Consider the following 13971-nt stretch of genomic DNA (forward strand, 5'->3'; position numbering starts at 1 on the left):
ATAAATTACTGAAAAAAAACAATGCCCATAACACCCGCAAATACGATGACCATAAAAGGATGCAGCTTATATTTAATAATTGCCAGAAAGGCACCTACCGCAATAAGCACCGTCGCAATTTGGTCCCATGATATTTGGTACTTCACTGAACCTAACCCCGACCACCCGAAGTGTATCGCTGCAAAAATGATAAAGCCTGTTACGACTGGTTTCAAACCATAGAAAGAAGATTTAAACCATTTATTCGCGTGCCATTTATACAAGAAAGCGGCTAATACAATAATAAGGATGAGTGAAGGCAGCACCATTCCTAGCGTAGCTGCAATAGCACCAGGTACACCGGCTGTATGAAAACCGATTAAAGTGGCACTATTCGTTGCTATAGGCCCGGGTCCAGTACCAGCTAAGGATATAACGTTATTAAAATCATCTGAAGTGAGCCATTGATGCCTCTCCACCTCGCGCTGGATAACAGGTATCATGGCGTAACCGCCACCGAAGGAGATAATGCCAATTTTAAAAAAAGTAATAAACAAACTTAAGAGCATAATCCACCTCATTCCTCAAATCCCGTCTGCGAAGTAAAAGTCGGCAGTACGATTGCTTTTGTCCCCTGACATAGAGTCCTCTTGCTTCTTGATCGGGTTCTTCATTCCCCAGCGTTGTTTCAGGAAAACAACGGCAATCCCGACCAATAGACCGAATATAATCATTAAAATAGGTGAAATCGGTAGGAAGAGCAGCAGAAGAACGGTGCAAACTGTGGCTATTAGCGTCATTTTATCTATAATTGAGGATTTCGCCATTTTGTAAGCAGCGGCAGCGATCAATCCTACAATAGCGGCATGGATACCTTCCATAATGGCTTGCATTTTGGGATAACCTTGAAGAAATGAGTAAATGATACTCAGGAGTATCACAATAAAAAAAGTAGGAAGCGTAATGCCGATGACGGCTGCTACTGCTCCTCTTATTCCTGCCAAATGATACCCTACTAAAGCTGATACATTAACGCCTACACCGCCTGGAGCGGCACCTGAAATAGCAAGCAGTTCCGACATCTCATCGTCGGTCATCCACTTGTTCGTAACGACAACTTCTCTTTGGATAGCAGGTAGCATGGCATAACCACCACCGAATGTAAGTGGACTGATACGAAGAAACGTCCAAAAAATACGTAGTAAATGACGAAAGTTATTCATCGGCATGTTGGCTGACCTCCCCTGCACTTAATTCTATTTTGAACTAAAGATCACTTATTGTCCAATCAAAAGATTTAATCTTTTCTCTCATTATCTCTTATAATGTAGGATGTACGTCCAATTCAATCCCGATCATCCCGATTATCCCGATTATTACGCTAAGTTTAATATATTTTGGTTGAAAGATAGGCTTCAGACGCTATCGGCACTATTAATCTCCTCCACCGCAATCATGCACATTTGAAGAAAATAGATAAAAACAAAAAACTGCGTTCTCTACGGTTGTAGGGGACGCAGTTTTTTGGCACTCCAGTGCTATTTCAATTTCATCGTACAAAGACTAGTAGCTATCCCGCCTGCGGTAATTGTAAGGATGGAGAGCAGAAATGTTTCAGCCGAAAGCAGTAGTCCTCCAAGGCAGATAATCATACCATCGATTATAAAAATAATTATTCCCACATTTATAGGAACCCACTTTGAAAAATATTGAGCCAGCAAATCCGTCCCTCCGGTACTGGTTTCATAACGCAGCATAATTCCTATTCCAGTACCCACAATAAATCCGCCGATCAAGGAACTGCTGAATGCTGTTAAATCCACATAATATAAGAAAAGATCACGGTATGGCACTAAAAAATCGATAACGAATGAAGAAAAAAACAACCCATAAATGCTGTTGTAAAACATGTCACTGTAATGGAACCATACCAATATAAAAATAGGAATGCTGCACAAAAACATAATAAGTCCCACTTTGAGTCCAAACAAATAATTGATAATAAGGGCAATTCCAATGAGCCCGCCATCTAGTACCTTAAAAGGCATCAGAAAAAAATTAATACCCATTGAGATCAGTAAACTTCCCAAAATGATTACAACGTGTTTTTGTAACGAAGGCAAACAAACCAGCTCCTGTAAAAGGCTTGTCTGATTCATATGCTGGTAACAGAAATAAAAGAATCTTATCTTTTGCAATGCCAAACACGGCTAGCGCCCGTTCCTTGGACAATTCAGAACATACTGGACGAGCCCTGCCCGAAAACGAGCAGGCAGCCAGTAAAAATGCCGACTGCCTGCTCATAAAATATTTCCATCCCTAATAAGAAATTATTTGGCGTTAGGAAAAACTCTAGATACCATCTCACTAAACTGTTCAACAAAACCTGCAACAGGTCTTCCTTGTTGAACATCAAGTACATAAGTATTGAAGCGGTTCGCCAAATCTGGATTTGTTGAGACGTAAACATTCTGGATATTCGGATCCGTTGATCTGACTTGATTTGCAATTTGGTCTTCTATATCCCGTGTTAATGGTTGGTCGTTTTTTAGCACAGCTGCAACATAGGCATTTCTTTTGGTTACCAGCACATTTGCTTGTTTTACGCTGTCTTGCTTTGCAATTTTAGCTGCCGCTTCATTCGCTATTTGGATGCGATTATCTTCATTACTTGTTTGTTGAACCTGTTGCTGTTTGATTGGTGTACCTTGCTGTTTAACGTTATTTGGGTTAGCTGTACATCCTGACATAAATATAGACATGGTCGCTACAGTTAAAACTAAAAATTTTTGGGAACCTTTGGTTACAAGCATCTTATTACGCCCCTTTTGTATATATGTGATTGTGTTTAGTATGCTTTACCAATCATAATCATATTCATTTCAATCATTTGAAGAAAATCGATTCATGTAAAAAACCTAGCGGAAGCTCCGCTAGGTTTTGGCTATCTCTATTCTTGCGCCTTTCATTTGCTGCTTCTTAATTGCATAATTCGTGATATATACCCCAACCACGATCCATATAGCCCCTAAAAGATGATACATCCTTAACGCTTCCCCGGTAAAAGCAGTTGCAAAAATGGCACTGAACATCGGAATCAAATTCAGAAAACCCGCACAACGCTGAGGCCCAGCAAGCTCAATGGCTCGATTCCAGCTCAAGAAAGCAACAATCGAAGCAAACAAACCAATATAAATAAGACCTGTTACAAGAGGCGGACTCCAATCAACGTGTGGCGATTTCAGCGCCCATTCCACTGCCGAAAGCGGAAGCAGCAGCACTAAGGCCACAGTCATTTGAATCAGTAAAAAAGGACTGGATGGGAATCGCCCTGACATCTTTTTCATACCCACCGAATATAGAGCCCAGCACAGAACGGCCACTAGCATGAACAGGTCGCCTTTGTTAAAGGAAAGACTCAACAGCGCGGACACACTCCCCCGACTAATAATCCAGCTCACACCAGCCATGGACACCAAAATTCCAGGTAAAGCCGACCAAGCGAAGCGCTCTTTCATAACTAACCAGGTTAAAAGTACAACCATGATGGGTGTGGCCGAATTCATTAACGATGCATTAATCGAACCCGTATATTGGACTGCCACATAGGTTAACGTATTGAATCCTGCCACACCGGTTGCGGACAGAAAAAGGATCATTTTCCAGCTGCGGAGAAATTCAGTTCTTAGCTGCCAAGCCTGCCTACCGAAGAAAGGAAGAAGACAAATAAAAGCAATGCTCCAACGTAATGCAGCCAGCGTAATCGGCGGAATGTGAAGAACAAGCGCCTTGCCAGCAACAAAATTGCCTCCCCATATACATGTGGCGAGAACTAGCAGAATGTAGGGGGAATGTTTGATCATATAGATTTGAGCTCCTTTTTTGAATAACTCTTGGTTCATTCACTTAATCACATATTCATTTATCATGATAACATATGATTCAACCCACTAGGCAATGTATGGAAAAAAATAAGACACTTAGTTGGGATATTTTCCGTCAACTCGAATAGTGCATTCGAAAAAGAACCATAATAAAGAATGGAAATATTGGGTAATCCATATCCACAGCGGGAAAGGAGAACGGTTAGCATGAACGGAGACTTGAAGAGTGATCATAGTCTGCTAGAGCAAACTTTGCAATTGCTCAGTGATTGCTCGGATTTATCTCATCTGCATCTCCCGCTACAGCAAATCGATATCATTTATTTCAGTCACCTTGTCAGCTCAGAGGCTTTAAGAAAAGATGCCGTAGAGCCTTTCAGTGACAAAGATGCCGATATGGTCGCTATCCTGAGCCAATCATCCTATAAACATAAGCCGCAAGCAAGCGAACTCGTTACTGGCATTTTGGCTGGCAATATCGCTATTTATTATAGAAATAGGGGCTACTTACACGAAGCTTACGCGCCTGAATCTCGATCCATTCAAAATTCAGAGACTGAAAGCGTCATTAATGGTCCCATGGACTCATTCACCGAATCGCTAAGCACAAATTTGTCTTTGATTCGGAGGCGTATCAAGGACTCTGGATTAAAAGCGATCACCTTCACCATCGGTACAAGAACAGGAACGACGATGGTTCTGCTTTATTTGGAGGAACTAGCCGATCCCACACAAGTGCAGCAATTAAGCCAAATGATTGAAAACCTTGATATCCAAACAATCTATGATACGAATACACTCGTGCAACACTTAACACCTAACAAACTATCGATTTTCCCTCAATTCCTGACAAGTGTACGACCTGATCATATGGCTGACAAGCTGACAAGCGGCAAAATAGTGGGGCTGCTCGACGGGAGTCCAATTGCTTTCAGCGCACCAACCTCGTTTATTGAATTTTTCTCATCGCCTGACGATTATTATCAACCATGGGCCGTTGCCTCTGCGGTTCGTATTCTACGCTTCATTGCCTTATTCATCACACTTTGCTTCACTGCATTTTATGTTTCTTTAGTTACTTATCATTATGAAATGATTCCACCATCCCTGCTGTTAAATTTAATGGAATCCCGTAACAAAGTGCCATTCTCGCCTCTTTTAGAGGCTATTGTCATGGAGATGACCATCGAGCTGCTTCGTGAAGCAGGCGCACGTTTACCTACCAAAATCGGTCCGACTATCGGTACCGTCGGCGGGATCGTCATCGGACAAGCGGCCGTTCAGGCTGGTATTACAAGCAATATCCTCATTATCTCGGTAGCTATTTCGGCTATCGCTTCCTTCGTCATACCAAGCTATATCATGAGCTCTTCCATCCGCTTGCTGCGATTTGCGATCATTGTGATGGCCGGTCTCCTTGGAAATTTCGGCCTGATATTTGGACTCAGCTTTATTATTATTCAACTTTCGGGGTTTAACATGTTTGGCATATCTTATTTATACCCAATTGCACCGTCGAAACCAAGTCGTTGGTTAGAACTTATTATCCGAGCACCCATACAAGTTTTGACCAAACTCAAAAAGCCTCCCACCAATAATCCGAACGAATGAAGGAGACACTCATGCGTGCTAAGCTTCCATTTTATCAGACCACCATTATGGCAAACTTCGCTCAAACTGGTGTCGTCGTATTCAGCCTTCCTCGGCTATTATCTGAGAATATCGGTACAAATGGGTGGGTAGCTTTACTTATCTGTTCATCCGTCGCCGCTTTCAATCTATTGCTCATTTCATTCGTTTATCGATTTGCTAAAGGAAGATCTATTTTCGAAATTTCACAATCCGCTTTACCGAAATTCATTTTAGTTCCTTTTTTCGGGGTTCTAGCTGGATTATGGGCAATTCTAGGCAGCTTGGTTGGTAAAGAATATATTTTAATTCTAAAATCGTTATCATTCCCCTCGCTCCACCCCGCCTATTTGTATATTTTGTTCGAGATTCTTGTTTTCTTACTTTTAACTAAGGGCATTATGAGTATCTCCAGTACCGCGGTTATTTGTTTTTATTTCATTATTTGGAATATTTTTCTTTTTAATTATGCCTATAAAGATTTTGATCTATCGCGAATGACTACCTTCTGGTTTAAGGATGCCACTCACTCATTCAAAGGATGGATTGAGGTTTACATAGCCTTTCTGGGTTATGAACTTTGCCTTTTGCTGTTTCCTTACGCTAGCGAGAAAACACACTTGATTCGTGCTTTTCAAATTGCAAATCTTATCACCACATTTACTTATACGTTAACTGCATTTGTCTCCTTTGGCTTTTTCAGCCTGCATCAACTTCAGCATATGAAGTATCCTATACTCAATATGCTCTCGTATGTGGAACTCCCCTTTGTGAAACGAATCGATGATCTCGTGTTTAATATAACTTTGTTGCGAGTTCTCATTACGAATACCCTATACGCTTGGGCAGCTATTGAAACGATAAAATGGCTCCTGCCTGCTTCAAACAAGCAGTGGATCCCTTATGTTATTTTTGCAATTTTCCCATTAGCCGCCTTGTTTGTCATACCTTCAGCGCTTGAAAAGACAGAACATTGGTTAGGTTTGTTTGGATTATCTGAAGCTGGTGTTGCTTTCTTGCTGCCGATCTTTCTATTGGTAGTCCTGTTAATTAACAAATATCGAGGGCGGAATTATGCGTAGCTGGGTTATGGTTGTCGTACTATTGTGTCTCACCGGTTGTGTCGAACAAAATCGCATTGAGAAATTAGGCATGTCTGATGCCGTTGCTATGGACACCGTGTATGAAGAGAATGGAAAACCTTCTGAAACGGAAGTGTCTATTGCTATCTCCATCCCGTCAGCTGGAACTCTGGACAAACAGCAAGCAGACATTTTACAAACCATAGCTGAATCCCCTAAAGATGGGCGGAGCAAATTGTCCCGTAAAATTGACAAAGTCCTTGTTTCAGGGCAGTTGAGAAGTATGGTGTTCGGGAAAGACTTGGCTAAACAGGGGATTTGGAAGGAACTTGATTCCTATCGCCGCGATTATACCGTTGGAGAAAAGCTGAAAATTGTCGTAGTTAACGGCAGTGCTGTAGACATGTTGACCCATAAATATGCTCAAATACGATCCGTCGGAAATCATATTGATCAGTTATTAACCCAAGAGGCCAAAATCCATGAGGTTCCTGACGTATCTCTCTACAGTTTCGTACGTGACTATTATGACGATGGTACTGATCCAATCGCTCCTATGCTTGTCGTGAACGGTGATAATGTTGAAATCGACGGGATTGCCCTTTTCAAGAAAGATCGTTACATGGGCAAAATCAGTGCAGAACAAACCGTCATGTTTTCTATTCTTAATAAAAGCCTAAAAATGGGTGAGTTCGATATTACTTTCATGGATCGTTCATCGGGACAGAAAGAAAGTGCGATGATTAGTTCAATCGCGAGCAAAAGAGAAGTGATTGTAAACAAACAGGAACGTGCAAGGACCGTTCCCCAAGTCGTTATCCGTATTCGCTTAAGCGGCATTATTTTGGAATATACAGGAAAATCGACATTCAAAAAAGCGGAAGAGCAAAAAAATTTGGATCAGGATTTGTCTGAAGCCATTCGCGAACAATTACAAACGATAGTTAGCCATGTGCAGCGCAGCGGCGGGGATAACTTGGGTATTGGCACTTACGTCCGTAACAGTATGAGTTATGAGAAATGGAACAATTTGAATTGGAAATCCATTTACCCCCGTGCCGATATCCGAGTAGAAGTTGATACCACAATTCGTGATTACGGTATGATTCGATAGCTTTTTAACTTGAAAGCTGCTTGAACTGTTCCTGGCTCTTTTAACGTTAATATTCCTGTGCTAGAATCAGAGGAATGGCTTAACGAGACAAGGAGCACGGAGGTGAAAAGCCCAATGAACAAGACACTGTCAACGGATATGGAATTATTCGCGGCTGCGCTATCTCAAGTTACAGTAGCAGTCATTCAACATACAGCGGATGATATTCCTGTCTTCATTGCTGCAGGCGTGATCGAAAAATATACGACTCATTACGTAAAGATTGGCGAAACGAGTTATTTGAGGGATGAAAGTGAGTTCCGTATTGAGGAACGCTCCAGCTATTAGCCTTAATAAAAAGTCACTTTACAATAGGAACCTAGTGGAATCAATTCTTGCAAATAATCGTACATGACCTTTTTTTCCTTATCATGGAGCAATCTAATGGCATGAAAATCAAAATGAATGATACTATCCGCAGCTTGATATCTGTTAAATGTTAAACGACCATACGGAAATAATCGGTTTATCGCCTCTAAGATGCTATATTGATTCAAGTTTCTGCGCATCGCTGTTTCGATGATAGCTGCCGGTATCTCTTTCAGTTGTGGAACTTTATCGGGTTGAACCGCGCTATATGCCTTTACTTGAAAGTTGACATAGGGATATAAGTAACCGCTTGCATAATGTTGTAGGATTTGAACATCCTTGTCGGGTAAATACAAATCTCCATTCCAAGCGTAGATCGTCGCTTTATGCTTTTCAGGCGTATGAATTCTGATATATCTTAAATGCGGAAAGCGATTTCTCACAAGCTGCTCGGATAATAGACGAGTCCCCACCTTGATCACCTCTTCGGATTATGCCTTGCTCCCTACAGCATATGTCATAGAAAAAAGACAGCTATCCTTTTGTTGCGAAAAGGTAGCTGCCTCTCACTATTCACTTCATTCCGGTATGGACAACCCAAGACCCTCTGCCACACGGATCCCATATTCGGGATCTGCCTTATAGAAATGACCTATCTGTCTGAGCTTAATTTCATCCGACTCTACCGGTTTCATTGCACCAACAATCGTTTGAACAAGACGAGTACGTTCCTCTTCACTTAACAAGCGGTATAAATCACCTGGTTGCGTGTAATGATCATGATGATCATAGGCAACACTGTCCGCCGACCCAGACACCTCGTAGGGTGCCGGTTTATCCGCAGGCGTTTCCTTTGGTCCGCCAAGGCTGTTCGGCTCGTAATAAACAGAACCCCCACCATTGTTATCGGCACGCATTTGACCATCACGCTGATAGTTATTCACTTCACTCCGCGGGCGATTAATTGGCAAGGTCTGATGATTAGCCCCTACCCGATACCGATGTGCATCCCCATAAGCAAACAATCGACCTTGCAGCATTTTATCTGGTGAAACATCGATTCCTGGCACGAGTGTCCCTGGCGAAAATGTGGCTTGTTCCACCTCAGCAAAATAATTTTCTGGATTGCGATCCAGCACCATACGCCCAACTTCAATTAAAGGGTAGTCTTTCTGTGACCAAACTTTCGTGACGTCGAATGGATCAAAACGGTAAGTATTCGCATCTTCCAGCGGCATGATCTGTACACATAGCTTCCAAGTAGGGAAATCGCCTTTTTCAATCGCGTTAAACAAGTCCTCGGTATGATAATCCGGATTGTCGGCCGCGAGCTGTGCAGCAACATCTGGAGCTAAGTTCTGAACGCCTTGTTCGGTTTTAAAATGATACTTCACCCACACGCCTTCACCCTCGGCATTTACCCATTTGAATGTGTGACTGCCAAATCCATGCATATGCCTCAGCGTTGCGGGAATTCCGCGATCGGACATCAGTATCGTCACTTGATGCAAAGATTCAGGAGATAATGACCAGAAATCCCAGACAGCATTTGGATTTTTCAAGTGGGTTTGGGGGTGTCTTTTCTGTGTATGAATAAAGTCAGGGAATTTGATCGCGTCGCGAATGAAAAATACAGGCGTATTATTGCCGACCAAGTCATAATTGCCTTCATCCGTATAAAATTTCACAGCGAATCCGCGCGGGTCCCGGACTGTGTCCGAGGAACCATTCTCACCCGCCACGGTCGAAAATCGAACGAATAACGGTGTACGCTTACCTACCTCTGAGAACAAGCTCGCTTTCGTATACTTCGTCAAATCTTGTGTCACTTCCAAATAGCCGTGCGCTCCCGCCCCTTTGGCATGAACGACTCGCTCAGGTACGCGTTCTCGGTTAAAGTGTGCTAGTTTCTCTAAAAGGTGGACATCTTGAATCAACGTTGGCCCCCGCGAACCCGCCGTTATCGAGTTTTGGTTGTCCCCAACAGGAGCTCCCCAGCTGGTCGTAAGCTTGTTTTTTTCTGTACTCATTTTCGAATCACCTCTTCAGTAAAATGTTGGAACTCTGCGCATAGCGCTTTCATCGCTTACAGGATTATGTATGTGACAACCTTCCATTTCCCTTATTCATATGTATTCGAGAACCTGTCATGATATGATGCTGCGGTTATCACAGGGTAAGGAAGTGCTTGGTTCCCCTCCGGGCGCGCCCGCGCACGCTTTCAGCTCGCTTCCTCCATCAACAAACCCTACAGCAGTTTATGGGTCGTTACCTTGGTGGGACGTCTTTATCAGAATTTAAAACCGATTACATAGAGAAGGAAATAATTCGTTGGCTTTGACGATTGGAAGAGTTTTAATCCAAGTGACGTAAGCCAATTACTTCAACTCAGTTCAAGAAAAGCTTGCCGAATTCTTAAATCGATGTCTGAAAAATCACTCCTTAAGCCAGCTGGTGATGGTATAAAATGCGTTAGAGGTTACAAGATTCACAAGAATACACAGGCGATCTGAGAAGCTAATAACCAAGTTAAATATTAACTCTTAAACTTTGTAATACTGTTCAAATCATAAATCCTACTGCTTTGCCTCCTCTCAGCAGTTGAGAGGTCTTCATCAGACGTCTCAGGACAATTTCGATCCATTCGAGCCTCTGAGACGCCCCTTTATGCCTTCTCAGGTTGCAAACCCGCTAACTTGCCTGCTTTCAGCAGTTGAGAAGTCCTTTTCAGACGTCTCGCGCCACTTTCGCTCCATTCGAGCCTCTGAGACGCCCCTTTATGCCTTCTCAGGTTGCAAATCCGCTAACTTGCCTGCTTTCAGCAGTTGAGAAGTCTTTTTCAGACGTCTCGTGCCACTTTCGCTCCATTCGAGCCTCTGAGACGTCCCTTTATGCCTTCTCAGGTTGCAAACCCGCTAACTTGCCTGCTTTCAGCAGTTGAGAAGTCCTTTTCAGACGTCTCGCACCACTTTCGCTCCTTTCGAGCCTCTGAAACGCTCCTTTATGCCTTCTCAGGTTGCAAACCCGCTAACTTGCCTGCTTTCAGCAGTTGAGAAGTCCTTTTCTGACGTCTCGCTCTACTTTCGCTCTTTTCGAGCCTCTGAGACGCCCCTTTATGCCTTCTCAGGTTGCAAACCCGCTAACTTGCCTGCTTTCAGCAGTTGAGAAGTCCTTTTCAGACGTCTCAGGACACTTTCGCTCAGTTCGATACTCCGAGACAGCCTTTTCTGCCTTCTCAGGACGCAACAAGCTACTTTACTTAGAGCATCTGAAAAGTGCATTTTCGACCTCTCACTGCGCTATAGCTCCATTCCCACACTTTAGCGATGAATTTCATCGCCTCAGCAGACATTCGGAGGTTTCTGACGGATCCTCCGATTTTAAGCGTGTTTATCTCACTAACAAGTCACTTCCATGCACTCCCCGCACTTTAGCGATGAATACATCCGTTTCCTCGGCGGCCCAATTAAATAGGGGTAAGCTACGCTCACCCCAAACCATAAAACATATAAATTCTTAGTAGAGTAGAGAACTGAAATTTTATTGGAGGGTGAAAGCCCTCCTTTTACTTTTCCAGCTCCCCCTGCATCAAACCGGACGTTTAGGATCTCTCCACCAGTTGCCTGTCAGCTACGAGGCGAATTGGCTCTTACCTCGATTGAACTTTCATCGATTAGTTGTGTCTAGCTTGGCTAGGCGCGCTATCTAAAAAAAAACATCCCTCACGGGATGCCTCCTTCAATAGCTCATCATTTTGAGCTACTTATCAATAATCTTAAACAGCGCTTGAGTACCGCTGTCTTCTTCGCCGCTCGCTGCTAGCTGCTCATAAAGGGATTTCGCCAGCGAAAGTCCTGGCAGCTCCACCTTCATCTCTTCGGCAGATTGAAGCGCGATCTTCATATCTTTGATGAAGTGCTTCACATAAAAGCCAGGCGCAAAATTCCCAGCGATGATGCGCGGTGCCAGGTTACTTAAGGACCAGCTGCCCGCCGCGCCCGACTCAATACTTTTGAGAACAGTCGAAGGTTCGAGTCCTGATTTCTTCGCATATACCAGCGCTTCAACAACGCCCATCATATTACTTGCAATAGCGATTTGGTTGCACATTTTCGTATGCTGACCTGCACCCGCTTCTCCTTGGTAGACAATATTGGTGCCAATCTTCTCAAAAAGCGGCAGCATGGCATCAAAAGCTTCACGTGAGCCCCCAACCATAATCGATAGTCTCGCTTCCTTAGCTCCAATATCTCCGCCTGAAACGGGTGCATCTAGTGAAAACACTTGATGCGCGAGTGCTTTTTCATAAATCTGTTTGGCCAGCATTGGACTAGACGTTGTCATATCAATTACGTAGCTGCCTGGCTTAGTGTTAGAAAGAATACCATTTTCGCCTAAATAAATCTCTTCTACGTCATTTGGGAAGCCTACCATTGTAATAATCACATCACATTGCTGCGCTAATTGTCCTGGTGAATCCTGCCAATGAGCACCCTGATCTATCAGCTCCTGAGCCTTGGATTTCGTTCGATTATATATATGTACCTCGTAGCCTGCTTGAATAAAATGGCCTGCCATACTTTTGCCCATGACACCTGTTCCTACTAAGCCTACAATCGTTTGTGCCGGATTGATTACCACAATGAATGCCACCTCTCATTTTAACAGTAACTGATTTCGAATGATGTTTCATTCTTAAGTTATCACCGTCTGTGCATCTGGTCAAACCGAGCTCATACCTATATGTGTAACGAAAATAAAATTACTTTGACAGACATAGTATTTTCTTGTATATTATAATATAGGAGGTGAGGATTATCGTTGACTTGAAAATAACGTCCGATCTCATTCGAGGACACACCGACAGTATTATTCTCAAGCTTTTAATTTCCGGAGATAAATATGGCTATGAAATTTCAAAGCTGGTGCAAGTTACTTCAGGCGGGGAATATGAACTGAAAGAAGCAACCATGTACTCCAGTCTCAAGCGATTAGAACAGGAAGAAAGCATTACCTCTTACTGGGGGGATGAAACGCAAGGCGGCCGTAGAAAGTACTATCGCATTACCGATAAGGGCAAAGAAGCTTTTAAAATCAACAAGTTAAATTGGGAACATGCGAAGACCATTCTCGATTTGCTCATTTAGAAAGGCGGTATGATGGATGAAACCAAACCCGAGGCTCATTGCTTATTTGAATGATGTTTTTTCACATTATGAAGATTTGAGACCCATCCAGGAATTAAAAGAAGAGCTTTTAACTGATTTGCAGGAAAGACTCCAAGATCTGCAAAAAGATGGCTTCGATGAAGAAGCTGCCTTTCAAAGGACGATTGCTTCCATCGGCGAAATATCCGAGTTGATCGAAAGCATTCATGCAAACACCACGAAGCTCCAACAAATCATTGGCATTGATTTCTCTATGCAGAATTTGCAAAAATCCGACCTAAAGTCTATCCAAGTCCATGATGGCAAGTTCAATTACAGCAATCTTCAGGATTCCGATTTCAGCCATTCAGACTTAACCAATGCTTCCTTTAAGTGCAGCAACTTAGATCGGGTAAAGTTCGACAGTTCTAATTTGACAGGAGCGAAGATTTCGAAATCCAATCTTAGAGGAGCCAGCTTCAAGAATTGTACGTTACACCTTGTAGAGTTCCGTTCTTGCGATTTAACTGGTGTATGTATGGATAACCTAATCTTTACAAGAACTACTTTTCATCATTCAGATCTCAAAGGAACATCGTTTCGAAATGCCACATTTCAAAGCTGTTCCTTCAAAGCTGATGTCAAAAAAACAATTTTTGATGGCGCCAAGATGGATAGAGGCACCTATGCTTTGTTAAAAGGGTTTAAAGCCAACTTAAGTCATGTTACGATCATTTAGGAACTCACCTATAGAAAATAAATTAAATCGGATTCAGAGAAAGTGAGGA

At 42.8% G+C, this 13971-nt stretch carries 15 protein-coding genes; 6 read left to right on the forward strand and 9 right to left on the reverse strand.

Going from position 1 to position 13971, the window contains the following annotated elements; translation table 11 throughout:
- Window positions 1–5: 5 nt before the first annotated feature.
- From QFZ81_RS22125 to QFZ81_RS22150, 6 genes are all read right to left on the reverse strand, one after another.
- Window positions 6–548, reverse strand: a complete 543-nt coding sequence (locus tag QFZ81_RS22125; RefSeq protein ID WP_307604722.1) for a chromate transporter — start codon at window positions 546–548, stop codon at window positions 6–8.
- A gap of 15 nt (window positions 549–563) precedes the next feature.
- Window positions 564–1208 (reverse strand): chromate transporter, encoded by a 645-nt coding sequence (locus tag QFZ81_RS22130; protein ID WP_307441423.1) that lies wholly within the window; start codon window positions 1206–1208, stop codon window positions 564–566.
- Between the two features lie 309 nt (window positions 1209–1517).
- Entirely contained in the window at window positions 1518–2048 is a 531-nt protein-coding gene (locus QFZ81_RS22135; RefSeq protein ID WP_307441421.1) for a YitT family protein, read from the reverse strand.
- Window positions 2038–2283 (reverse strand): hypothetical protein, encoded by a 246-nt coding sequence (locus tag QFZ81_RS22140; RefSeq protein WP_307604724.1) that lies wholly within the window; start codon window positions 2281–2283, stop codon window positions 2038–2040. The genes QFZ81_RS22135 and QFZ81_RS22140 overlap by 11 nt, the downstream gene beginning before the upstream one ends.
- A 26-nt stretch (window positions 2284–2309) precedes the next feature.
- A complete protein-coding gene (locus QFZ81_RS22145; RefSeq protein ID WP_307441419.1) occupies window positions 2310–2792 on the reverse strand; it encodes a YhcN/YlaJ family sporulation lipoprotein in 483 nt (160 codons plus the stop codon).
- Window positions 2793–2912: 120 nt separating this feature from the next.
- Window positions 2913–3842: a DMT family transporter gene (locus tag QFZ81_RS22150; protein WP_307604726.1), complete on the reverse strand. Its 930-nt coding sequence runs from the start codon at window positions 3840–3842 to the stop codon at window positions 2913–2915.
- 228 nt (window positions 3843–4070) lie between these two features.
- On the opposite strand from QFZ81_RS22150, the gene QFZ81_RS22155 reads away from it, so the two are divergent.
- The 4 genes from QFZ81_RS22155 to QFZ81_RS22170 all read left to right on the forward strand — a co-directional run bounded on the left by QFZ81_RS22155 (window position 4071) and on the right by QFZ81_RS22170 (window position 8015).
- Window positions 4071–5474 (forward strand): spore germination protein, encoded by a 1404-nt coding sequence (locus QFZ81_RS22155; protein WP_307604728.1) that lies wholly within the window; start codon window positions 4071–4073, stop codon window positions 5472–5474.
- A gap of 11 nt (window positions 5475–5485) precedes the next feature.
- On the forward strand, window positions 5486–6574 hold the full coding sequence (locus QFZ81_RS22160; protein ID WP_307604730.1) for a GerAB/ArcD/ProY family transporter: 1089 nt from the start codon (window positions 5486–5488) through the stop codon (window positions 6572–6574).
- Entirely contained in the window at window positions 6567–7688 is a 1122-nt protein-coding gene (locus QFZ81_RS22165) for a Ger(x)C family spore germination protein (RefSeq protein WP_307441413.1), read from the forward strand. Before QFZ81_RS22160 ends, QFZ81_RS22165 begins: the two co-directional genes overlap by 8 nt.
- Before the next feature lie 114 nt (window positions 7689–7802).
- A complete protein-coding gene (locus tag QFZ81_RS22170; protein ID WP_307441412.1) occupies window positions 7803–8015 on the forward strand; it encodes a hypothetical protein in 213 nt (70 codons plus the stop codon).
- 2 nt (window positions 8016–8017) lie between these two features.
- Here the strand turns inward: QFZ81_RS22170 and QFZ81_RS22175 are convergent, their stop codons facing one another.
- The 3 genes from QFZ81_RS22175 to QFZ81_RS22185 all read right to left on the reverse strand — a co-directional run bounded on the left by QFZ81_RS22175 (window position 8018) and on the right by QFZ81_RS22185 (window position 12677).
- The gene (locus QFZ81_RS22175) at window positions 8018–8509 is read right to left on the reverse strand and encodes a hypothetical protein (protein WP_307604732.1); all 492 of its coding nucleotides are present in this window, start codon (window positions 8507–8509) and stop codon (window positions 8018–8020) included.
- 105 nt (window positions 8510–8614) lie between these two features.
- Entirely contained in the window at window positions 8615–10066 is a 1452-nt protein-coding gene (gene katA, locus QFZ81_RS22180; protein WP_307604734.1) for a catalase KatA, read from the reverse strand.
- 1729 nt (window positions 10067–11795) lie between these two features.
- Entirely contained in the window at window positions 11796–12677 is an 882-nt protein-coding gene (locus QFZ81_RS22185; protein WP_307441407.1) for an NAD(P)-dependent oxidoreductase, read from the reverse strand.
- Window positions 12678–12853: 176 nt separating this feature from the next.
- On the opposite strand from QFZ81_RS22185, the gene QFZ81_RS22190 reads away from it, so the two are divergent.
- A complete protein-coding gene (locus QFZ81_RS22190) occupies window positions 12854–13183 on the forward strand; it encodes a PadR family transcriptional regulator (RefSeq protein WP_307449593.1) in 330 nt (109 codons plus the stop codon).
- Between the two features lie 16 nt (window positions 13184–13199).
- Complete coding sequence (locus tag QFZ81_RS22195) at window positions 13200–13922, forward strand: pentapeptide repeat-containing protein (RefSeq protein ID WP_307441403.1); 723 nt, start codon at window positions 13200–13202, stop codon at window positions 13920–13922.
- The last annotated feature ends 49 nt before the right edge of the window (window positions 13923–13971 follow it).

The sequence above is a fragment of the Paenibacillus sp. V4I9 genome (genome assembly GCF_030817295.1).
In the GTDB taxonomy this organism is placed as follows: domain Bacteria; phylum Bacillota; class Bacilli; order Paenibacillales; family NBRC-103111; genus Paenibacillus_E.